At 36.2% G+C, this 24812-nt stretch carries 18 protein-coding genes; 16 read left to right on the top strand and 2 right to left on the bottom strand.

What is annotated here, in order from left to right:
- The first annotated feature begins 1 nt into the window (after position 1).
- Positions 2–610: a hypothetical protein gene (locus KQI71_RS01115; protein ID WP_216433231.1), complete on the top strand. Its 609-nt coding sequence runs from the start codon at positions 2–4 to the stop codon at positions 608–610.
- Here KQI71_RS01115 and KQI71_RS01110 read toward each other — a convergent pair.
- Positions 596–1507 (bottom strand): hypothetical protein, encoded by a 912-nt coding sequence (locus KQI71_RS01110; protein ID WP_216433229.1) that lies wholly within the window; start codon positions 1505–1507, stop codon positions 596–598. The two genes, KQI71_RS01115 and KQI71_RS01110, sit on opposite strands and share 15 nt — an antisense overlap.
- A 50-nt stretch (positions 1508–1557) precedes the next feature.
- Positions 1558–2778 carry a tRNA(Met) cytidine acetate ligase gene (locus tag KQI71_RS01105; RefSeq protein ID WP_216433227.1) on the bottom strand — a complete coding sequence of 407 codons (1221 nt, stop codon included), beginning with the start codon at positions 2776–2778 and terminating at the stop codon, positions 1558–1560.
- Between the two features lie 284 nt (positions 2779–3062).
- Between KQI71_RS01105 and pta the strand changes: the two genes are divergently transcribed.
- From pta to KQI71_RS01030, 15 genes are all read left to right on the top strand, one after another.
- The gene (gene pta / locus KQI71_RS01100; protein ID WP_216433225.1) at positions 3063–4070 is read left to right on the top strand and encodes a phosphate acetyltransferase; all 1008 of its coding nucleotides are present in this window, start codon (positions 3063–3065) and stop codon (positions 4068–4070) included.
- A gap of 28 nt (positions 4071–4098) precedes the next feature.
- The gene (locus KQI71_RS01095) at positions 4099–5289 is read left to right on the top strand and encodes an acetate/propionate family kinase (RefSeq protein ID WP_216433223.1); all 1191 of its coding nucleotides are present in this window, start codon (positions 4099–4101) and stop codon (positions 5287–5289) included.
- Positions 5290–5364: 75 nt separating this feature from the next.
- Complete coding sequence (locus tag KQI71_RS01090; protein ID WP_216433221.1) at positions 5365–5880, top strand: YceD family protein; 516 nt, start codon at positions 5365–5367, stop codon at positions 5878–5880.
- A 4-nt stretch (positions 5881–5884) separates the two neighbouring features.
- Positions 5885–6070 carry a 50S ribosomal protein L32 gene (gene rpmF / locus KQI71_RS01085; protein ID WP_008391606.1) on the top strand — a complete coding sequence of 62 codons (186 nt, stop codon included), beginning with the start codon at positions 5885–5887 and terminating at the stop codon, positions 6068–6070.
- Between the two features lie 118 nt (positions 6071–6188).
- The gene (gene plsX, locus KQI71_RS01080) at positions 6189–7205 is read left to right on the top strand and encodes a phosphate acyltransferase PlsX (protein ID WP_216433219.1); all 1017 of its coding nucleotides are present in this window, start codon (positions 6189–6191) and stop codon (positions 7203–7205) included.
- A 3-nt stretch (positions 7206–7208) separates the two neighbouring features.
- The gene (rnc, locus tag KQI71_RS01075) at positions 7209–7910 is read left to right on the top strand and encodes a ribonuclease III (RefSeq protein ID WP_216433218.1); all 702 of its coding nucleotides are present in this window, start codon (positions 7209–7211) and stop codon (positions 7908–7910) included.
- 50 nt (positions 7911–7960) lie between these two features.
- Entirely contained in the window at positions 7961–11518 is a 3558-nt protein-coding gene (smc, locus tag KQI71_RS01070) for a chromosome segregation protein SMC (protein ID WP_216433216.1), read from the top strand.
- Positions 11519–11531: 13 nt separating this feature from the next.
- Entirely contained in the window at positions 11532–12464 is a 933-nt protein-coding gene (gene ftsY, locus KQI71_RS01065; protein ID WP_216433214.1) for a signal recognition particle-docking protein FtsY, read from the top strand.
- Positions 12465–13682 carry a threonine ammonia-lyase gene (gene ilvA / locus KQI71_RS01060; RefSeq protein WP_216433212.1) on the top strand — a complete coding sequence of 406 codons (1218 nt, stop codon included), beginning with the start codon at positions 12465–12467 and terminating at the stop codon, positions 13680–13682.
- Positions 13683–14057: 375 nt separating this feature from the next.
- Positions 14058–16562, top strand: coding sequence for a 1,4-alpha-glucan branching protein GlgB (gene glgB, locus KQI71_RS01055; RefSeq protein WP_253287866.1), 2505 nt, complete (start codon positions 14058–14060; stop codon positions 16560–16562).
- Between the two features lie 63 nt (positions 16563–16625).
- The gene (locus tag KQI71_RS01050; protein WP_216433210.1) at positions 16626–17810 is read left to right on the top strand and encodes a glucose-1-phosphate adenylyltransferase; all 1185 of its coding nucleotides are present in this window, start codon (positions 16626–16628) and stop codon (positions 17808–17810) included.
- Positions 17811–17822: 12 nt separating this feature from the next.
- Positions 17823–18956 carry a glucose-1-phosphate adenylyltransferase subunit GlgD gene (gene glgD, locus KQI71_RS01045; RefSeq protein WP_216433208.1) on the top strand — a complete coding sequence of 378 codons (1134 nt, stop codon included), beginning with the start codon at positions 17823–17825 and terminating at the stop codon, positions 18954–18956.
- Positions 18949–20388: a glycogen synthase gene (locus tag KQI71_RS01040; RefSeq protein ID WP_216433205.1), complete on the top strand. Its 1440-nt coding sequence runs from the start codon at positions 18949–18951 to the stop codon at positions 20386–20388. Before glgD ends, KQI71_RS01040 begins: the two co-directional genes overlap by 8 nt.
- Positions 20389–20409: 21 nt before the next feature.
- Positions 20410–22863, top strand: a complete 2454-nt coding sequence (locus KQI71_RS01035; RefSeq protein ID WP_216433203.1) for a glycogen/starch/alpha-glucan phosphorylase — start codon at positions 20410–20412, stop codon at positions 22861–22863.
- Positions 22864–22884: 21 nt separating this feature from the next.
- A complete protein-coding gene (locus KQI71_RS01030) occupies positions 22885–24810 on the top strand; it encodes a glycoside hydrolase family 13 protein (RefSeq protein ID WP_216433201.1) in 1926 nt (641 codons plus the stop codon).
- Positions 24811–24812: the final 2 nt, after the last annotated feature.

Below are 24812 nucleotides of genomic sequence, written 5' to 3'. Positions count from 1 at the left end.
AATGAGCGAAAAATATTTGCATGAGATGATCGATGATATTGAGGAACTAATTGATGAAGCAAAGCAAACACGATTTAGTCCTGGCAAGATTGTGATTGATAAAGATACACTTATAACAGTGATTGAGGAGCTGAGGAATCAGCTTCCTGGAGAAATTGAGCGTAGTCATAAGATTATTTTAAACAAAGAAGCTATGCTGGAAGATGCTAGAATGAAAGCACAAAATATTGTGAATCAGGCTGCTTCAGAGGCGGGCGCTTTGATTGACCAAAATGAAATTGTTGAGATGGCGAAAATGCGTGCAGATGAGATTGAAAATGGAGCAAGAAAACAGGCAGATGAAATTATAAGGAGTGCTAATCAAGAGGCCGATCAAGTTCGCATTGGGGCACTGCAATATACAAGGGAGATCATGGAGGATATTCAAGGTTATGTATCCAGCGTTAAAGAAGCACAACAAAGTGTCTTTGGACAGCTGATAGATACGTTGGAATCAGATCTGGAATCGATTCAGACCAATACTCAGGAAATTGAAGATCAGTTATCAGGGGTATCTCTTCATCAGCCAAAGACAAGAACTGTAGAAGATTTTCTTTCAAAGGATGAGTAATCCAAGAAAAAAGCTGCAAATAGAAAAAATAAATTTCCAAATAATATAAGAATGAATGGATAGCCGGCTTTCTTTTATAATATCAGCGGTCTGTGCTATGCCGCATAGCCCCCCTATGGAGCTGATCATACAAGCAAATGCTGCTTTTATGGAAAGTTTTATTTCCATGGAACTAAGGAAAGAAAGTCCGGTTGTAATTTCCATACATGATTTTAACCCATTGGTAATGATTGGGATTGACGGCAAAGAGGCAAGAAGTTGTGATCCGATAGAAAAGATCATAATATAAATTCCAATCATAAAGATGGAATGGAGGCTGTCAAAAATAATATGATCTAAAGATTTTGCTGAGAAAAAGGAATTTTTTTCTTTGTGATGACAGCAAAAAAAATCTTTTTTATAAAATCGAAAAATATAATATAAAAAATAAATAATATTAGGAAGGTAAAGACAGAAAAAGAAAGAAAAAGGATTGGTCTGGTCATGAAGGATGAGATATAATGTATAACCAACCGTAAACATTGGACTGATATTATTACAAACAACAAGAAGGCATTGACCTTCTTTTTTTGTGTAAGAGCCACATAAAACAAGATCACTGACGATCTTTGCGCCAAGAGGACATCCACAGACAAATCCAAGAACTAATGTAGATGCAAGGTCCGGATTTAATTTAGAAAATTTTTTATAAACCGGATAAAAAAATATGGAAACGAGGGAAAGAGCATCATATTTATTCATTAATCCGGTTAGTAGAAAAAATGGAAGTAGTGTTGGGACGATTGTGCCGGACCACAGAAGAAGTCCGTCACGTGCGCCCTGAATACAAAGATGCGGGAAAAATAACAAAAAAATTCCACAAAAAAATAGGGAAAGTTTGAAAGGTAGTTTTTTCATAAAAATTCTCCAGATCGTTCTTTTTTTAGTTTATGAATTATTAGAAAAAACTAGACGATAATCTGTTGATCTTTCCATGAAATATGAAATTTTTCCCCTAGAACAATATGATAAATCTGATTTGCCCTTTGTTCTATGCAAAGAAGTTCTTCTTGATAAGGAGATAAAGGGTCTTTGAATGCACGGCAGTGACGTACCATAGGGATCGTTGCATGTCGTTTTAATTGCGCGATCACATGAGAAGATTCTTTCCGAAAACCAAGAATCTGATAATAAAGTTTTTCATTGTGACTCAAGATGAAATCACGATGCATATTTTTCATGCCAAGAAGAATATGCATAAGGTTTCGACTGATTCGACTCCATGTAAGATTTTTACTTTTCATCGTATGGATTAGCTGCGTAATGTTTTTTTCAGGACATAAATGTTTCTGAAAGATATCCTGGAAATCTGAAGAAATTTCCCAAAAATCAGTGATCTGATCGAGGTGAAGTGCCTGAAATTTTAAAAAACCAGAGAAATCATTGAGTGTTACAGGAAAGTCTTTCTGGAAATGTTGATACATCAAAGAGATACATGGTTCTGGAATGGAAGGCGTGATATCAGAAAGATCCTTTGATTGTTCAATAACATTTCGTATAGCGCTTGCCGATGAAAAAGAGGAATTATGTTGTAATTTTTGCTGGTGGTGGCTGGAGGATTTTCTTGGGATAGAAACAGGAACTATATGACTATTGGTTTTTCTCAAAGCCTTTAAATATTCGATTCCAAGAAGATTGTTTGGTTCGCGGATTAAATTTAGCCAGTGATTATGACCGCAAAGATCAAAAAGGGCTAGTTCTCTTGCTTTTGGATAAGAATGACCATCTTTTACATAATGTGCGGTAAGATCGGAAAGATCCTTTTCGTTGGTTACAAGAAAATCTGTCAGATTCTTTAAGTCAGAAAGATTTTCACATTCACTTCCAAAGGAGAGAAAGTCAACAATTCCAAGGGAATTTAAGAGAGAGATAGCACCGCTTGCAAAATAAGGTGCAGAATTACATGCAAACCATAAAGGTAGTTCTATAACAATATCAGCACCACAAGAAAGGGCAGCTTTCGTACGCAATTGTTTTTCCATTAAGGCAGGGGTTCCCCTTTGGACATAATTTCCACTCATTAATGCAAGAATAATATTAGCACCTGTTTTTTCTCGTGTTTTCTCAATTTGATAGGCATGGCCGTTATGAAAAGGATTGTATTCACAAATAATTGCTGCTGTTTTCATAGAAATCTCCAATCTGTTTATAGTAAAAGTATTATAAACGAGAATAAGAAAAAAGTAAAACTGCACAAAAAATGAAAAATAGAGCCTCAACATCTTGTCATGGGATACAAAAAAATGTAGAATGAATATAGTTTGGCAAAAGAGAGAACCATGGATATAGGTTCTTAAAAAAGCCTTGTGTACAGCGAAAAATACAAATCCATATGTTGTATACAAACTACTGATGATGTATAATTTAACAGGATTAAATTCATCTTTGTGGAAAGTTGAAAGGAGCAACGCAAATGAGTGTTATTGATGAGATTAAGAAAAAGGCAAAAGCGAATAAGAAAACCGTCGTACTGCCAGAGACAACAGACATGAGAACATTAACAGCAGCAGAGGAAGTTTTAAAAGAAGAACTTGCCGATGTAATCCTGGTAGGTAAAAAAGAAGAAATTCTTGAAAGAGCCAAAGGACTTGATATTTCAAGCGCTTCTTTTGTTAACCCGGCAGAATGTGAACATCTAAATACATACATCGAATCTTTATGTGAAGCAAGAAAGAGCAAAGGATTACTTCCAGAAGATGCAAAAGAGATTCTTCTGTCAAATCCATTATTCTTTGGAGCAACTATGGTACGTGTAGGAGATGCAGACGGAATGGTAGCCGGAGCAATCAATTCTTCTGCTAACGTACTTCGTGCAGCACTTCAGGTTGTAAAAACAGCACCAAATACAGAAATCGTTTCTGCATTTATGCTGATGGATACAAAGGCAAGAGACATGGGAGAAAATGGATGTTTCGTATTTGCTGACTGTGGATTGAACCAGAATCCAAATCCAGAACAGCTGGCAGCAATCGCAGCAAGTTCTGCAAAAACATTTGAGCAGTTGATCGGAGCAACTCCTAGAGTTGCCATGTTATCTCATTCTACATGTGGAAGTGCAAAACATGCAGATGTAACAAAAGTTGTAGAAGCAACAACAATCGCAAAAGAAAAATACCCACAGTATCTGATCTGCGGAGAATTACAGCTAGATGCAGCAATTGTGCCAGAAGTAGCAGCTACAAAAGCACCAAGAAGTGAAGTCGCTGGACAGGCAAATGTTTTAGTATTCCCAGACCTTGATGCTGGTAATATCGGATACAAACTTGTACAGAGACTTGGTGGAGCACAGGCTTACGGACCAATCACACAGGGAATTGCAAAACCAGTCAATGACTTATCTAGAGGATGTGTAGCATCAGATATCGTTGGTGCAGTAGCAATTACATGTGTACAGGCAGCAGCTTTAGAAGCAGAAAAGTAAAAAAAGAAGGAAGGAAAAGGAGAACCAAATGAAAGTTTTAGTTATCAACTGTGGAAGCTCATCATTAAAATATCAGTTAATTGATTCAGAAACAGAAGGAGTTCTGGCAAAAGGATTATGTGAAAGAATCGGAATCGACGGTGCTTTAACACATCAGCCAGCAGGAAAAGATAAAATTAAATCAAATCCTGCAATGCCAGATCATAAAACAGCAATCGGAATTGTTTTAGATCAGTTGACAGATAAAGAAAATGGTGTGGTAGAAAGCCTTGATGAAATCGGTGCAGTTGGACATCGTATCGTGCATGGTGGAGAAAAATTCACAAAATCATGTCTGATCACAGATGATGTGATTAAAGAAGTAGAAGAATGCAGCGTATTCGCACCTCTTCATAACCCTGCAGGATTGATTGGTGTTCGTGCATGTCAGGAATTAATGCCAGGTCTTCCAATGGTAGCTGTTTTTGATACTGCCTTCCATCAGACAATGCCTGAAAAAGCTTATTTATACGGAATTCCAAGAAAATATTATGATGAAGACGGTATTCGCCGTTATGGATTCCACGGAACATCTCATCAGTTTGTTTCCATGGAAGCTGCAAAAATGTTAGGAAAAGATATTAAAGATCTTAAAATCATCGTATGTCATCTTGGAAATGGTGCCAGCGTAACAGCTGTTCAGGGAGGAAAATCTGTAGATACATCTATGGGATTAACTCCGCTGGAAGGATTGATCATGGGAACACGTTCCGGAGATCTTGATCCTGCCATTATTGAATTCATTGCAAACAAAGAAAATAAGACAGCATCTGAAGTATTAAATATTTTAAATAAAGAGTCTGGAGTTCTTGGATTATCTGGTGTATCTTCTGATTTCCGTGATGTAAAAGCAGCAAGAGCAGAAGGAAATAGAGTTGCAGCAGCAGCTCTGGATGCATATGCATATCGTGTTGCAAAATATATCGGAGCTTATACAGCAGCCATGAATGGTGTCGATGCAATCGCATTTACAGCAGGTCTTGGTGAAAATGATGATATTACACGTAAAGCTATCTGTGAATATCTTGGATATCTTGGAACGAAACTTGATGATCAGAAAAATGATGTACATGGAGAAAATGCAGTTATTTCAACAGATGATTCTAAAGTAACATTACTTTGTGTACCAACAAATGAAGAATTAATGATCGCAAGAGATACCGTTGCACTTGTAAAATAAAAAAGTAAGGGAAACTCCTTGACAAACCGTGGTCGCATTCGTATAATGGTACAGTATGATTTTTTAGGAGATAGTATGAAGATCCAATTATCAAAAATAATTTCAACAAAAAACTATACGGAAACCGTGGAAGCATGGATTGATATGGATGAGATAAAACTAAAAGGTGTGTCATATCCTATCCGTAAAAAAGACAAATTTCCGGTTATTTTAAAGAATGAAGGAAAGAATGTGATATCTATTGCATTCGATACAGAAGTAATTCTTGCAATTCCGTGTGATCGGTGTTTATCGGAAGTATTGTATTCTGTCGACATTGATTTTTGTCAGGAAGTAGATTTCTCTAATCCGTCAGAAGAGGAAGATATACTTTCCTGTATCGAAGATAAGGTATTGGACCTTGATGCATTAATCTTCGATGAAGTTGTTCCGCAGCTTCCATCAAAAGTTTTATGCAGAGAAGACTGCAAAGGACTTTGTCCGGTATGCGGGGCGAATCTGAATGAGAAAGAGTGTGGCTGCGATCGTACGGTGGCAGACCCTCGTATGGCAGCCATTCAGGATATTTTTAAGAATTTTAAGGAGGTGTAAACAAATGTCAATTTGTCCAAAGAATAAATCATCCAAAGGAAGAAGAAACAGACGTAGAGCAAACTGGAAGATGACTGCTCCAACACTTGTAAAATGCAGCAAATGTGGTGCTCTTATGATGCCTCACAGAGTGTGCAAAGCCTGCGGATCTTATAATAAAAAAGAAATCGTTTCAGCACACGCTGAATAGGACAAGTGCCTGACGCACATGTCGGTTTTATAGGCGCCATGCGTTTAGACTTTTACAAAAGGTTTAGGCGTGTGGCGCTTTTAGCTTATTATGGGGAGAAAACGAAAGGAGTTTTTTCATGAAAGAAATGATAAAAGTTGCACTGGATGCTATGGGAGGAGATCATGCACCTGGTGAAATTGTAAAAGGTGCTGTCGATGCAGTGAATGAACGAAAAGATATGAAAGTTTTTCTTGTAGGGAAAGCATCGAGAATCCATGAAGAATTAAAAAAATATCAGTACAGTGATCAGCAGATCGAGGTAGTAAATGCAGAAGAAGAGATTTCTTGTGACGAATCACCTGTTGAAGCGATTCGTAAGAAGAAAGATTCTTCCATGGTAGTTGCAATGAAAATGGTAAAAGATCAGACTGCAGATGCATTTGTTTCTGCTGGAAGCTCGGGAGCGGTTCTTGTAGGCGGTCAGTTTATTGTCGGACGCATCAAAGGAATCAAACGAGCACCTCTTGGTACAGTGATGCCAACAGCAAAAGGGGTTATGTTATTAATCGATGCCGGAGCGAATATGGATGCCAAACCAGAATATCTGTTGCAATTTGCACAGATGGGATCAATTTATATGGAAGATGTCATTGGGATCAAATCGCCAAAGGTTGCACTTGTTAATGTTGGCTTGGAAGAAGCAAAGGGAAACCAACTTGTAAAAAATACAGCACCTCTTTTAAAGGAATGTAAGACCATTAACTATACAGGAAGCATTGAAGCAAGAAATATTCCGTATGGTGATGCAGATGTTGTTGTCTGTGATGCATTCGCCGGAAATGTAATTTTGAAATTGGAAGAAGGATTGAGCGGAGTTCTTGTCAGTCAGATCAAAGAAGGAATGATGAGCACGTTAAGAAGCAAAATTGGGGCACTTCTTGTAAAGCCGGCATTGAAAAAGACATTAAAAAAATTCGATGCTTCAGAATATGGCGGAGCACCACTTCTTGGATTAAATGGTCTTGTTGTGAAAATTCATGGTTCTGCAACGGCAAAGGAAACAAAAAATGCACTGATTCAGTGTATTACGTTCACAAAACAGAAAATTAATGAGAGAATTAAGGAAGAAATTTTGAAAAAAGAGGAAGCGTAAAAAATGAGAAAAGAAAAAATAGAAGAATTTCAGAAAATCATAGGAATTACTTTTCAAGATACGAAACTTCTGGAACATGCGCTGATTCATAGTTCTTATGCTAACGAAAGAAAGATGACAAAAGAACAGAATAACGAAAGACTGGAGTTTCTTGGAGATGCAGTACTTGAATTGGTAACAAGTGATTATTTATATAAAACATATAACAGAGAGCCAGAAGGAAAACTTACAAAACTTCGAGCTAGTCTCGTGTGTGAACCAACGCTTGCAATTTGTGCTAGAGATATTTCTCTTGGAAATTATGTTCTTTTGAGCAAAGGAGAGGACATGACAGGAGGAAGAGAAAGGGATTCCATTCTTTCGGATGCATTTGAAGCAGTTATTGGAGCAATTTATTTAGATCAAGGGCTGGATGCAGCAAGAGAATTTATTAAAATTCATTTGCTCAAAGATGTGGAAAACAAAGTTTTATTTTTTGACGCGAAAACGCATTTGCAGGAAATTGTCCAGGGAGAAGGCAGTGAGACATTAAGTTATGTTTTGATTAAGGAGGAAGGACCGGATCATCAGAAAGAATTTACGGTGGAAGCACGCCTTGGAGATAAAGTCATCGGAATGGGAAAAGGAAGAAGTAAAAAAACTGCACAGCAGCATGCTGCTTACCAGGCAATTAAGAAAATGACACAGAAAAAGACAAAAAAATAGACAGTGAATAAAGGCAGATAATATTTGCTTTTATAAAACAGGGGAACGACATGTATTTAAAAAATATTGAGATCAATGGTTTTAAATCTTTCGCTCATAAAATGGTTTTTGAGTTTCATCATGGAATTACGGGAATTGTTGGCCCGAATGGAAGTGGAAAAAGTAATGTAGCAGATGCAGTGAGGTGGGTGCTTGGAGAGCAAAGTGCCAGGCAGCTGAGAGGATCCAGGATGGAAGATGTTATTTTCTCCGGGACACAGCTTCGAAAACCTATGGGATCAGCTTACGTTGCGATTACGATGGATAATAGTGATCAGAGTCTTCCAATACAATTTGAGGAAGTAACCGTTGCAAGAAGGGTCTATCGCTCCGGGGAAAGTGAATATTTGATCAATGGAAGTCCGTGCAGAAGAAAGGATATTGTAGATTTGTTCCTTGATACTGGTGTTGGGAAGGAAGGATATTCCATCATTGGGCAAGGACAGATCGATCAGATCTTAAATGGGAGACCGGAAGATCGAAGAGAATTATTTGATGAAGCAGCAGGAATCGTAAAATATAAGAAAAATAAAGAACAAACACAAAAATCTCTGGAAGCAGAACGTGAAAATCTTGTTCGTGTGAATGATATTTTAGCAGAGCTTGAACGTCAGGTAACACCTTTAAAATTTCAGGCGGAAAAGGCAAAAAAATATTTGAGTTATAAAGAACAATTAAAAGAAAAAGATATTGCATTATTTCTTTTGGAAAACCGTCGGATGATTCAAGAGATTCAACAGATGGAGCAAAAGATAGCAATTGCTGAGCGTGAAATGAGAGAAGCAAAAGAACAGATGCAAAAAGCTTCTGCAGAACATGAGGAAGAAGAAAAACATCTTAATATGTTGGAATGCGAGATTACGGAGGTTACTGGAAAAATTTCAGAAGGAAAAATTTCTATACAAAAACAAAAGGGTGAAATTGAAGTTCTGAAAGAGCAGATCCATACAGAAAAAACAAGAGAAGAGCATTATCAGTCCAATAAAGAACGTTTGGAACAAGAAATGTCTGAAAAAGATATTCAGATGAAAGCTCTGGAAGACGAAGCATCAAAAGTTGAAGAAAAATATAAGAATGCAAAGCAAAGAATTTTAAAACAGGAAAAAACAATACATTCGTATCAGCAAGAAGTAGAAAAACTTGAACAGAAACTTTCTTTGTTAAGGCAAAAAATACAGGACTATAATAACAGCCAGCTTAAAGTTGCAGGAAGATTAGAGCGTTTTCAAACAGTAGAAGAACAGCTGGATATGCAAATGAAAAATCTTGAAAGTCAAGAAGATGTACTAAAAAAAGAAGAAGATGAAAAGCAGCAAAAAGAACTAGAATTTCATAAACAAACACAACAATATAAAAAAGAAAAACAGTATTTAGAGGGACAAATTCAAAATGCTCGTGCAATTTCGGCAAAACTTTTATTGGAAGGCCAGGAAATAGAACGTCAGATGTCTATGTCTATGGAAAAATACCATAGAATGCAGTCTAATTATGAAACTTTGCGTAATATGGCAGAACGTTATGATGGCTACGGTTTTGGAATAAAAAAAGTAATGGAACAAAAAAGTCGTGTTTCTGGAATTATTGGAGCAGTTGCAGACATTATGAAAGTAGATCAGATATATGAATCTGCAATTGAAACAGCACTTGGTGGAAGTATTCAAAACATTGTAACGGATACGCAATATACAGCAAAACAAATGATAGAGTATTTAAGGCAGAATCGATATGGAAGAGTTACATTTCTGCCATTGGATGCTGTGAAAGGACGACCTTTTTCAAAACCGGAAGCGTTGAAAGAAGCTGGTGTTGTGGGAATTGCCAATGAACTTATTTCTTATGATCCTATGTATGAAGGATTGTTTGCGTCTCTTCTTGGACAAATCCTTGTTGTAGATCATATGGAAAATGGAATTATGATTGCAAACAAATATCATCATACGATTCGTATTGTTACAATGGATGGAGATTCTCTTAATCGTGGAGGGTCTATGTCCGGAGGAGCTTTTAAAAATAAGAGCAATTTACTTGGAAGAAGCCGAGAAATGAAAGAACTGGAAGAGAAAACAGCTAAATTTCAAAAAAACGTTCGAAAAATACAGCAACAAAAAGAAGAAAATACAAAAAAAGTCAAAGAATACCAAGATTCTGTGGTAAGATTAAACGGGATGTATCAGGAGGTCCTATTAAATCTCAATAGGTCACAGATGTCGTTGGAATCTTTAAAAGAGCAGAAAGAAAATTTAAAAATTCGAAGAAATTCTCTTATTAAACAGGCACAGCATTTAGCGGAAGAAAAGAAAACAGTTAAAGAAGATGTTTTAAATTTGCGGGATCAAAAATTAGATCTTGAGATTATAAATCAAAAAGATAAGGAACAGATTTCACAGGTAGGACTGGATCTTGAAACTGCAAAAAGAAATGTGGAAGTTCAAACAAGACAGATTAGTGAAGAAAATATAAAGTCCGAACAATTCAAACAAAAACTTGCATTTACAAGGGATAATTATGAAAGAATCTATCAAGAGTACAAAAAATTGTCAAATGATTTAAAGCATAATCAAAAAAGTGCAGGAAATATCGATCAGACGGTTCAAGAGATCAAAGAGAAAATTTTTGATTTGACAAAGACAATACAACAGATTGATTTAGAAAATAAAAAGCGGGCTGAAAAGCTTATTTCTTTAAAAGAAAAATCACAAAAAGTTTCTGAACAATATAAAAAAGCGGTCTTAAAACGGGAAGAGAGTATGGAATGTGCGAATGGATTTGATAAAGAAATTTACCGTCTTAATAGCATTCTTGAAAAGAAACAAGAACGACAAAAAGAACTTCTTGATTATATGTGGGAAACTTATGAGCTTACTTATCATCAGGTAAAAGAACAATGGAAAGGGCAGAGGGAGGAAAGTCTTTCTTTGGTAAAAGAAACGATTACAGAATTGAAAGGAAAGATTCGAGAACTTGGTCCGGTCAATGTTCATGCAGTGGAAGAATATCGTGAAATTGCAAAACGTTATGAATTTCTTTCGGAACAGCAGCAAGATATTGTAAAAGCAGAAAAACATTTAAGTAGTTTGATGCGTGAGATGGAAGAAGCAATGAGAAAGCAATTTCGTGAGAAGTTTTGTGAGATTCAAAAAATGTTTCAAAATGTTTTTGTGGAGTTATTTGGCGGTGGAGTGGCAAAGCTTGAACTGACTCAAGATGATATTTTGGAGAGTGGAATTCGAATTATTGCACAACCACCAGGAAAAAAACTACAAAACATGATGCAGCTTTCTGGAGGAGAAAAAGCATTAACGGCGATTGCACTTTTATTTGCAATTCAAAATCTTAAGCCATCACCATTTTGTCTTCTGGATGAGATTGAAGCGGCACTTGATGATTCTAATGTTGCAAGGTTTGCAAATTACCTTCATAAGCTTACAAAGGATACACAGTTTATTGTCATTACCCATCGAAGAGGAACCATGATGGCAGCTGATATCCTTTATGGTATTACAATGCAGGAAAAAGGAGTATCCACACAAGTTTCTGTAAATTTAATAGAAAATGATTTAGATGAATAAGGAGGAAAAAAGTATGGGTGAGAAAAAAGGATTTTTTGGACGACTTGCTCAAGGCTTAACAAAAACAAGAAATAATATTGCGGCAGGATTTGATTCGATTTTTAGCGGTTTTTCTGGAATTGATGATGATTTTTATGAGGAATTAGAAGAAATCATGATTATGAGTGATATGGGAATTGATACAACCATGAATATCATTGAAAAATTAAAGGGAAAAGTAAAAGAACAAAGAATCAAAGAACCAGAAGAATGCAGACAACTTCTTATTGATTCCATAAAAGAGCAAATGAAGCTTGACGAAAACGCTTATGAGTATCAAAATAAGAAGAGCGTAGTTCTAGTCATAGGTGTCAATGGTGTAGGAAAAACAACATCTGTTGGAAAGCTTGCAGCTATTTTAAAAGGACAAGGAAAGAAGGTTTTGCTTGCTGCTGCAGATACTTTCCGTGCAGGGGCAATCGAACAGTTAAAAGAATGGGCAAACCGTGCCGGTGTTGATATTATCTGCCAGGAAGAAGGAGCAGATCCTGCAGCAGTTGTGTATGATGCCGTTGCTGCTGCAAAAGCGAGAGATGTTGATATCCTGCTTTGTGATACGGCAGGACGTCTTCATAATAAAAAGAATTTGATGAATGAATTGAGTAAAATCAACCGCATCATTCAAAAAGAATACAGCGAAGCTTATCTTGAGACGCTGATTGTTCTGGATGGTACAACTGGACAGAACGCGCTTGCGCAGGCGAAACAGTTTAAAGAAGCGACAGATATTTCTGGAATTATTCTTACAAAACTGGATGGAACTGCAAAGGGAGGAATTGCAATCGCAATTCAATCTGAACTGGGAATTCCAGTAAAATATATAGGGATTGGCGAACAGGTAAATGATCTTCAAAGATTTGATTCTGATGTGTTCGTGAATGCGTTATTCGAAAGAGGAGAAGAGTAAATGTTAACATTAAAAGACTTTGAAAAAGCGTACGACAAAGTGCAGGAAGTTGTTCTGCCAACAAAACTGATCAAAAGTGATTATTTTTCTGATCAGACAGGAAATCAGGTTTACTTAAAACCAGAAAATATGCAGCTTACAGGAGCTTATAAAATTCGTGGGGCATATTTTAAGATTAGTACTTTAACAGAAGAAGAAAAGAAAAAAGGGCTGATTACAGCATCTGCAGGAAACCATGCACAGGGTGTAGCGCTGGCAGCAGCAAGACAGGGAGTAAAGGCGACCATCGTTATGCCAACAACTACTCCATTATTAAAAGTAAATCGTACAAAAGCACTTGGAGCTAAGGTGATTCTTCATGGAGATGTTTATGATGAAGCGTGTGACCACGCACTTGACTTAGCTGCAAAACACGGGTATACTTTTGTACATCCATTTGATGATCCGACAGTTGCAACTGGACAGGGAACCATTGCTATGGATATTTTCAAAGAACTTCCGACGGTTGATTACATTCTTGTACCAATCGGAGGAGGCGGACTGGCAACAGGAGTTTCTACACTTGCAAAACTTTTAAATCCAAAAGTGAAGGTCATTGGCGTGGAACCAGCAGGGGCTGCTTGTATGAAGGCATCTTTAAAAGCTGGAAAGGTTGTTTCTTGTGATCATGTGAACACGATCGCAGATGGTACAGCTGTACAGACACCTGGAAAAATTATTTTTCCTTATGTTCAGAAAAATCTGGATGATGTCATTACCGTTGAGGATGAAGAATTAATTCCTTGCTTCCTTGATCTTTTGGAAAATCATAAAATGCTTGCAGAAAATTCAGGACTTCTGACAATCGCAGCATTAAAACATCTGAATGTAAAAAACAAAAAAGTTGTTTCTATTATCAGCGGAGGAAATATGGATGTTATTACGATTGCATCTCTTGTACAGCATGGACTGATCATGAGAGATCGTATTTTCACACTGTCAGTATTCCTTCCAGATAAACCAGGAGAATTAACAAGAGTTTCTCAGGTGATTGCAGATGCTCAGGGTAATATTGTAAAACTGGAACATAATCAGTTTGTAAGTATTAATAGAAATAGTGCTGTAGAACTTACAATTACAATGGAAGCCTTTGGAACAGAACATAAAGATAAGATTATTAAAGCACTAAAAGATGCGGGCTATGACCCTCAGATCAGAAATTCAAAATCAGTTTTTTAAAGAGAAGAATTTGTGCAAAATAGATTATGTTAAATGTATTTAAATTTGTGCAATTTGTTGAATTTTCTTCTGAAATTTGGTATAGTAAAGATATGAAAACGATAGAAAAAATATGAGTGTCTTGTAAGCGGACAACATGTCACGTTCTTTGCTATACATCGCGTTACATTTGATATAACTAAGAAGCGTAAATGAGCCATTTTACAAGAATATTGGGATGGTTTCATCTGCGCTTTTTTTATTTGAAGGGAAAAGTTCTGGATAAATAAAAACAGATGGAAGCACATTCTCTCAGAAGGCAGATATTGTTTTTCAAAATTGACATCAGAAAAGAAAAATGATGACAACAACAACGAGAAGGAGGAACTTATAATTATGAAAGAAGCTATCAATCGTGAAGATTTGTATTTGTTTCAAACAGGAAAAGCGCAAAAAGCATATTTAACCTTTGGGTGTCATTACCAGAAAGAAACAAAAACATACCGTTTTACGGTTTGGGCTCCTAATGCAAAATCAGTAAGTGTAGTAGGAGATTTCAACTTCTGGAATCCATTAGCTCATCCTATGGAGGGTAATAAAGATGGAATATATACAATCGAGATAGCAGGGCTTAAGAAGGGTGACTTATATAAATATTATGTCGAAGGATATGATGGAAAATGCCGTTATAAAAGTGATCCATTTGCATTTTATTCAGAATGCAGACCAGCGACAGCCTCAAAAATATGGGATTTCGATGATTTTAAATGGGCAGATAAAAGATTTATTAATCAGAGAAAGAAAAAACAGGCGCTGGATCAGCCAATGTCTATTTATGAGATCCATCTTGGGACATGGAGAATGCCGGAAGGAGAAGACAGGGAATTTTATACATATCGTGAAATCGCAGATATGCTGATTCCTTATCTTCAGAAAATGGGATATACCCATGTAGAATTGATGCCGATTACGGAATATCCGTATGATTTATCTTGGGGATATCAGGTAACCGGATATTACGGAGTAACCGCGCGATATGGAACACCGGAAGATTTTAACTATATGGTTAATGAGTTACATAAAGCAGGAATTGGTGTAATTCTTGACTGGGTACCAGCTCATTTTCCAAGAGATGAACATGGTCTGGCAATGTTTGATGGAACACATATTTATGATCATGAAGATCCTAGAAAGGGAAGTCAGCCAGACTGGGGAACATTATTATTTAACTATGGAAAGCCGGAAGTTCAGAGCTTCCTCGTATCAAGTGCTATGTTCTTTGCTGATATTTATCATATTGATGGTATTCGCATCGATGCAGTTAGTGCTATGCTGTATCTTGATTTTGGAAAGAAAGAAGGAGAATACGTTCCGAATGAAGATGGAACGAACATTAATTATGAGTCCATTGATTTCTTGAAAAACTTAAATAAAGCACTTCGTTCTGAACATGAAGGATTCCTGACAATTGCAGAAGAGTCAACTGCATTCCCGAAAGTTACAAGTGATATTGACGATCCAGATGGACTCGGATTTGTCTATAAATGGAATATGGGATACATGCATGATTCTTTATATTATATGGAACTTGATCCGCTTTACCGCAAAGATAATCATGGTGCAATTGTATTTTCTATGGATTATGCATATAGTGAAAACTATATACTTCCGTATTCTCATGATGAAGTGGTACATGGAAAAGGTTCTATGATTAATAAAATGTATGGAGCCTATGAAGAAAAATTTGCAGCTCTTCGTGCTTTGTATGGATTTACTTATGCACATCCTGGAAAGAAACTTCTTTTTATGGGTGGAGAGTTTGCACAGTTTGTTGAGTGGAGAGATACACAGCAATTAGATTGGTTCTTGATTGATGATTTTGAGATGCATCATTCTTTCCATGAATATGTTGCAAAATTAAATGCAATTTATAAAGAGCAGCCAGCACTTTATGAATTGGATACAGATCCCGCAGGATTTGAGTGGTGCTTGCAAAGAGATGCAGACCACAGCGTAGTTGCTTTCATAAGAAAAGGAAAGAAAAAACGTGGTAAAAAACAAGAGGAACTATTGTGTATTTGTAATTTCACGCCAATGGAATGGGATCAATATGAAATTCCGCTTCCAGGAAAAGCAAAACTTACAAAAATTTTAGATAGTAGTGAACTTGATTTTGGCGGAGATGGAGATGTCAGCGAAGAAAAAGCAAAGACAAAGAGAGTAAAAGTTGTCAATGAAGATGGAAAAGGCACTTATAAAAATATTGCAAATATCTCATTGAAGCCATTAAGTGTTGTATATTACAAGTTGGAAGAAGAGGCGCCAAAGAAGAGAACAACACGTAAAACAGCAGAGAAGAAAGCAGCAGAAAAGAAAACAACAAAAAAAGCTGCTGCGACAAAAACATCAGCAAAGACGACAAAAAAAGAAACTGTAGAAAAGAAGAAAGCACCGGAAAAGATTGAGAAAAAAGCAGAACCGGCTAAAATTACAAAGAAGGCCGAACCGGAAAAAATCGGGGTAAAACCGGAAGCAAAGAAAATTACAGCAAAACCAGAGGCAAAGAAAATCGGGGTAAAACCAGCTCCAGAAAAAATTGAAAAAGCAGTAGAGTCGGAAAAACTCGAAGCAAAAAACGTTACAGAAAAAACTGAGAAGAAAGCCACGACTACAAAAAAAGAGACAAAACAGCCGGCAAAGACAGAAAAGAAATCAGCAGCAAAAACTCAGAAAAAAGCAGTAGAAAATTCAGCAAAAAAAACAGTAGCAGATAAAGCAGTAAAAACTGAGAAGAAATCAACAGTAAAAACTGAAAAGAAGGAAGAAAAAACTACGCAAACAAAAGCTGAAACAACTGTAATAAAAGCAAATAAAAAAACAGAAGAAAAGGAGAAAAAATAGAAACAGAAACGCTAAAAAATAAAAGAAAGTGAGTTAGATCTGAATCAAGGAGGAAAAAGAGTTATGATTAACAAAAAGGAAATTGTTGCGATGCTGCTTGCTGGAGGGCAGGGAAGCAGATTATTCGCATTAACTCAGAAAAAAGCAAAACCGGCAGTTTCATATGGTGGTAAATATAAAATTATTGACTTTCCATTATCAAACTGTGCCAATTCTGGTATTGATACGGTAGGTGTTCTTACACAGTACGAACCATTGGAATTGAATTCTTACATAGGAACTGGTGGATCATGGGATCTGGACAGTATGACCGGTGGAGCTTATGTACTGCCTCCTTATGTACGTGGGGAAACAGGAAACTGGTTTAAAGGAACAGCAGATGCAATCTATCAGAATATTAATTTCGTTGATAATTTTGATCCAGACTACATCATTGTTTTGTCTGGAGACCAAATCTGCTGTATGGATTATCAGAAAATGCTGGCTTATCACAAAGAAAAACAAGCAGATTGTACAATTTCTGTATTAAATGTTACGCTGGAAGAAGCAAAGCGTTTTGGAATTATGAATACAGATGATGATGGAAGAATTTATGAATTTGAGGAAAAACCAGCACATCCAAAGAGTACAAAAGCATCTATGGGAATTTATATTTTCAATTGGAAATTGATTCGCCAATATTTGATTGATGATGCAAATGATCCAGAATCTGAACATGATTTTGGAAAGAATATCATTCCTCGTATGCTGGAAGAAGGAAAGAAAATGTATGCATATTCTTTCGACGGATATTGGAGAGATGTAGGAACCATCGACAGCTTATGGGAAGCAAATATGGAATTGCTTGATGAGAATCCTCAGCTGAATCTGAATGATGAAAAAATGAAAATCTATACAAGAACATTCTCACTTCCACCACATTTTGTTGCAGAAGGTGCATCTGTAAAGAATTGTATTCTTGCTGATGGATGCTATATTGAAGGTGATGTGGAAAATTGCGTCATCCATTCTGGTGTTAAAATCGGAAAAGGAAGCGTGGTAAGAAACAGTGTGATTATGAAAGATACGGTGATCCGAAAAGACTGTACAATTGATAAGGCTTTAATTGACGAAGAAGTTGTAATTGAACAGGGATGTACGATTGGAGAAGGAAAATCGGTAACCGTTATTGGATATCATAGTGTTGCTCTTGAAAATGCAGTTGTTGAAGACGGTGCAATGATCTACCCAGACACCATCTTACATTAGGAGGATTGAAATATGGATAATCGGATGTTAGGCATTATCAATGCAGGAGAAGAAAATAGAAGATTACAGGATTTGGTACGCAAAAGAAGTTTATCGGCAGTTCCAGTAGGCGGACGTTACCGTACTGTAGATTTCCTGTTAAGTAATATGGTGAATGCTGGAATTAAAAATATTGGAATTTTGACAAGAAGAAATTATAATTCCTTGCTTGGACATGTTGGTTCCGGAAAAGATTGGGGATTGAATAGAAAACGTGGAGGATTATATATTTTCCCTCCATATATCACAGGTTCTTCTCCATCTGGAGAATACGCAAGTGTTATGGATGGGCTTCGCGGAACGGTTGATTTCTTAAAGAGTGCAAAAGAAGAATATGTTCTTTTGGGACGTTCTTATGTTGTATTCAACGCAGATTTCAATGATATGCTTAAGAAACATATCAAATCAGGGGCAGATATTTCTTTGATGTATTTTGATAACAGTAATGATGAAACAAATATTGACCAGGATGGAGTTTACATGAAAACAGATGAGACTGGACGTGTAACTGATATGTGTTATGCAGAATCCAGACATCGCTCAAATAAGAAGAGTATGGATGTTTATATTATGAAAAAAACTCTTCTGATTGACTTTATTCAGGAAGCAATCTCTCATAATAAGAAACACTTTTTCTTTGATGTTATTGTTCCAAACTTCAATCGCCTTCATATTCAAGGATATGAATTTAAAGGATATGTAGGATGTATTACATCAATTGAAGCTTACTACAATATCAATATGGATATGATCAAGCATGATGTGTATAAAGAATTATTCTTAGGAAAGAGAAAGATTTATACAAGAACTGCAGATGGAGCACCTGCAAAATATGGACCAAATGCAGAGGTAAGTAACAGCTTAATTTGTAGTGGATGTGAAATTGACGGAAAGGTAGAAAATTCGATTATCTTCCGTGGATCTCAGATTGCAGAAGGCGCTACCGTGAAAAATTCTATCGTTATGGCAGAAGGATTCATTGCAAAAGGTGCAGATATTGATCATACGATTATGGATCGTCATGTAAAAGTTTATTCAAATGCTCGTTTGTCAGGATCATCAAACCATCCGGTTTTCATTCCGAAAGGAGCTAGTATTAATGAGTAATGATATCAGAATCCTGATGACAGCAGCTGAATGTGCACCCTTTGTAAAATTAGGAGGACTAGCCGATGTTATCGGAACACTACCAAAAGAATTAAATAAAATTGGGGCAGATACGAGAGTTATGATGCCATTTCATAGTCAGATGAAGTGGAAATATGCATCACAGACAAGACATCTTGCAGATTTTTATATTGCATTTAATGGCGGTGAGGCCTATGTAGGTGTAGAGGAACTTGTCTACAATGAAGTTACATATTATCTGATTGATAATGAAAGTTTCTTTGGAGATGCCGTTTACCGCGGTGGTGTTGCAGAAGGAGAGCAGTATGCCTTCTTCTGCCGCGCGGTCATTGAATCTCTTGGAAGAATTGGATTTATTCCAGATATTATTCATTGCAACGATTGGCAAACGGGATTAATTCCTCTTTTATTAAGAACACAGTATGGACATTGGGAAGTTGGACGTGCAAAAACAATCTTTACGATTCATAATATGATGTATCAGGGTGAGTATGGATTTGATCAGTTCCAGCAGTGGCTTGGAATTGATGCACGTTATGATACACCAGAATTTATGCATAATTATGAATGTGCAAGCTTTATGAAAGCAGCCCTTGTATTTGCGGACCGTTTGAGTACAGTAAGCCCTACTTATGCAGGAGAAATCCGTAATCCGGCTTTTGCATATCGTCAGGAAGGAATTTTAAATGCAAGAGCAAATGATACATGGGGAATTTTAAATGGAATGAATATGGAAGAATTTGATCCACAGACAGATCCATTGATTCCATATCATTTCAGTAAAGAAGATCTTTCTGGCAAAAAGAAAGATAAAATGGAATTAATCAAACGACTTGGACTTTCTATTACTCCAGGCGTTCCAATTATTGGTATGGTAACAAGATTGACAGAACAAAAGGGTCTTGATCTTGTAAAATATATGCTGGATGAAATCATGTGTACAGAAGATGTTGCTTTTGTTGTCCTTGGAACTGGTGATCATGAATATGAAGAATTTTTCCGTTATATGGAACAGAAATATAAAGGAAGAGTATGTTCTTATATTGCTTATGATAATGAAGTGGCACATCAGATCTATGCAGGAAGTGATTTGTTCTTAATGCCGTCAAAATTTGAACCATGCGGTATTTCACAGATGATTGCATTGCGTTATGGTACATTACCGATTGTACGTGAAACAGGTGGATTAAAAGATACTGTACAAAGCTACAATGAATATGAGGACACAGGAAATGGATTCTCATTTGCCAATTATAATGCGCATGAAATGCTTCATGCGATCCGTTATGCATTAACAACATTACATAGTCCAAAGAGGAAACATGGACTGATTATGCGTGCAATGGAATCAGATAACAGCTTTGCAAAATCAGCACATACTTATATGGAACTGTATCGAAGTATTTTATAGTATGACCGGAAAGGAGAGGGAATGGGAACAATCATTAGCGGCGATCGGGTAAAACAAATTGCTGCCAAAATTGAGCATAAGCTGATTAACACATTAGGAACGACTTTAGAAGAAGCTGCAAATGATGAAATTTATAAAGCAACAGCAGGATGCATTCGTGATGATATTATGACGAAGTGGGCAGAAAGCCGTAAAAAATCAGGTGCACAAGGAGTAAAAAAGCTGTATTATATGTCAGCAGAGTTCCTGATGGGTAGGGCCCTTTCCAACAATCTGATCAATATGGAAATGTATAAAGATTACAGGCAGGCTCTGTGGAAACTTGGAATTGATTTTGATGAAATCGTTGAAGAGGAAACAGATGCAGGACTTGGAAATGGGGGACTTGGGCGGCTTGCCGCCTGTTTCCTTGATTCCATGGCTACGTTGAATTTCCCTGTCATTGGATGTGGTATTCGTTATGAATTTGGATTGTTTAAGCAAAAAATTATGGATGGCATGCAGGTGGAAATGGAAGATGACTGGTTGCGTGAGGGAAATATATGGGAAGTAGAGCGTCCAGAATTAAGTGTAGAAGTACATTTTAATGGGTACATTGAAGAACACTGGACAGAAAAAGGTTTAAAAATTATTCATAAAGATTATAATACGGTAGTTGCAGTACCATATGATATGCCGGTGATCGGATATAAAAGCGATACACCGGCAACTTTGCGATTATGGTCAGCTAGAAGCAAACAGCGATTTGATCTTCATTCTTTTAACGAAGGAATCTATGATAAAGCAATGGCTGATCAAGCTTTTGCCGAAGTAATATCGAAAGTTCTTTATCCGGCAGATGATCATATGCAAGGGAAAATGCTTAGATTAAAACAATTTTATTTCTTAGCGTCTGCAACGATGCAGTTGATGGTAAAACATCACAAAGAAAAGAAGGGAGACCTTCATACTTTATCAGATTATGTTACCGTACAGATCAATGACACACATCCAACACTTGCAGTTCCAGAATTAATGAGAATTCTTATGGATGAAGAAGGATTTGGCTGGGAAGAAGCTTATGCAATTGTAAGAAAAATTTTTAATTATACGAATCATACCATTATGACAGAAGCGTTGGAATGTTGGGATGAAAATATGTTTAAGTTATTACTTCCACGCATTTATCAAATTATCTGTGTTATGAATGAAAAATATTGCGATAAGCTTCGAATTTATTATGGGGAGCATCATGAAAAAATATCAAAAATGTCGATGATAGGAAATAATCAGGTTCGTATGGCAAATCTATGTATTGCTGTGTGTCATCGAGTGAATGGAGTTTCTCAATTGCATGGTGATATTTTAAAACAGCAATTATTTCATGATTCTTACAATTTATACCCACAAAAATATATAGCAATCACAAATGGAATTACTCATAGAAGGTGGATGGCTTTGGCAAATCCACAACTATGCCAGTTAATTAAGGATCATACAACAGGAGATGTTTTAAAAGATTATAGAATTTTTGAGCAAATTCTTTTATTTAAAAATGATGTATCTTTCCAACATAAATATCAGCAAATCAAGCAACAAAATAAAAAAAGATTTGCAAAATATATTAAGAAAAAACAGGGGATTGTAATAAATACAGATTCTATTTTTGATGTGCAGTGTAAGCGTATGCATGAATATAAACGCCAGCTAATGAAATGTCTGCATATCATCTATTTGTATCAGCAGTTAAAAAAACAGCCGGATTATTTATCAACACCAATTACTTTTATTTTTGCAGCAAAAGCAGCTCCTGGATATGCCAGAGCAAAAGATATCATTCGGTTGATTCATTCGGTGAAAGATATGATAGATGCCGATCCTGTGATTCGGGAAAAAATTCAAGTCGTATTTGTAGAAAACTATTCGGTTTCTGTAGCAGAGAATTTGATTCCGGCTGCAGATATTAGTGAACAGATATCGACTGCAGGCATGGAGGCATCCGGAACTGGAAATATGAAATTTATGATGAATGGAGCCTTAACGATTGGTACGATGGATGGGGCAAATGTAGAAATATTTGAACAGGTAGGAGCAGAAAATATTTTTATTTTTGGTGCATCTGTGGAAGAAGTTGGCAATATGAAACGTTATCATACATATAATCCAGGAACGGTATTTGAAAAAAATCCGAAGATAAGAGATATTTGCAATTGCCTGATTGATGGAGAACTTCCAAAAATTGGAAAACAAAAATATTCAGATATCTATCAATCTTTGTTGTTTGGGGAATATGGACAGCCAGATCAGTATTTTGTATTGTATGATTTGCCTTCGTATATCGAAACTTATGATAAAGTTTATAATACTTATGTCAATCACTATGATGAATGGATACAAAAGGCAATTGTTAATACCGCAAAATCTGGATTTTTCTCTTCAGATCGTACGGTCGCAGAGTATAACGATAAAATTTGGAAACTTTCAACTATAAAATAAGAAAAAGTTAGAGATGAGACTATGATTCATAATGCGTCAATTGAAAAATATAGAACTCCGGTCGGTGCAGTAGAAAAAGGCGAAGAGGTAATACTTCGCCTTTTTGGTCTGCCGGAAAAAACATCCCATGTGGAAATTGTGTTTTACGCAGAAGATTTTCACAGGGAATATAAAATGAAACAGAAAAAAGATTTGTTTGAGCAAACCATTTGTATGCCTGAAAAATGTTGTGTTGTATGGTATTATTTTCGAATCTGGGAGGGAGATCATAATTATTATTATGGAGCCAGGCCTGGACAGAGCCAGGGGGAAGGAATAGTAGTTAGTGAAAATCCTTTCAGTTTTCAGATTACTGTATATGAAAATGGATTTGATACTCCAAGATGGATGCCAAAAGGAATTATGTATCAAATTTTTCCAGACCGTTTCTGTCAGGGAAATCAAAAAAATTTAAAACGTGGAGAAGAATATCATAAAAATATGGGAAGAACCGTATATATTCATGAAGATTGGGAAGAACGTCCATTGTTTGGGCCGTTGCCTGGACATGAATTTTATGATCCATGTGATTATTTTGGAGGCGATCTTGAAGGAATTATTTCAAAGCTTGATGATTTAAAAAAGCTTGGGGTTACATGTATTTATTTGAATCCAATTGGAGAAGCTGCATCTAATCATCGTTATAATACATCAGATTATAAAAAAGTGGATCCATTTCTCGGAACCAATGAAGATTTTGAGCGTCTTTGTAAATTAGCCAAGGAAAGAGGAATGAGGGTCATTCTTGATGGGGTTTATTCTCATACGGGGGATGACAGTGTGTATTTTAATAAAAAAGGAAATTATCCAGAAAAAGGGGCTTGGCAAGGACCGCAATCTCCTTATTATGATTGGTATACGTTTGATCAAGATGGAAATTATGATAGTTGGTGGGGATTTCAATCATTGCCAGAAGTCAATGAGATGAATCTTAAGTTTATAAATTTTATTATTAATGGAAGGGATTCTGTAATCAAGCATTGGATTTCTCTTGGAGCATTTGGTTTCCGCCTGGATGTTGCAGATGAATTGCCAGATGAATTTATTTTTGAGATGCGAAAAGAATTAAAAGCCCAAGAAAAAGATTATGCTTTAATTGGGGAAGTGTGGGAAGATGTTACGACAAAAGAAAGTTATGGAGTGAAAAGAAAATATGCTCTTGGAAATGGCATGGATAGTACGATGAATTATCCATTTAAAGTTCATGTAGTAAATTATCTTCTTGGAAGTCAAAATGCTTATGCAATGCAGGAATTTCTTTTAGGACAGCAATGTAATTATCCAAAACCTTTTTATTATGCAGTCATGAATTTATTATCTTCTCATGATATTCCAAGAATTCGTACGACATTTGCATCTGGAATGAATGAGACACTGCCATCGAGAGAAAAACAGATAGAATATGTTATAACAAGTGAGATGGATAAAAGAGGTGGACGTTTATCCAGACTGGCTATGGCAATGCAGTTTTTTGTCCCTGGAATCCCATCCATTTATTATGGAGATGAATATGGGATGCATGGATTTATGGATCCGTTTAATCGGGGAACTTTTTATGAAAATAACAAAGAAATTTATGAAGAATTATTATTTTTAACGGGCATCAGGAAGCGAGAAAGAGCATTGCAAACGGGGTATGCGCTTTATTTTGCAGTAAATGAGAATATATTAGCCATGGTACGCTTTATTGTTGGAAAAAAAGATGTTTTTGGAGAAAAAGCAGAAAATAAAGCATTTCTCATGCTAATAAATCCAACGAATCAAAAGGAAACAATAAAATTTGACCTTAAAACAAGAGAAGAGGGAATTCCGCATGAGGTGCACCAAAAACTGATGGATTATTTATCTGCAACGGAAATAGAAGCGCAGATCGAAGCATTTGACTATCAAATTGTGAAATTGAAATAATC

It is taken from the genome of Anaerostipes sp. MSJ-23, from assembly GCF_018918155.1.
In the GTDB taxonomy this organism is placed as follows: domain Bacteria; phylum Bacillota; class Clostridia; order Lachnospirales; family Lachnospiraceae; genus Anaerostipes.
Note: the sequence above shows the minus strand (reverse complement) of the source record. Positions and strands in the feature narration are given on the sequence as shown.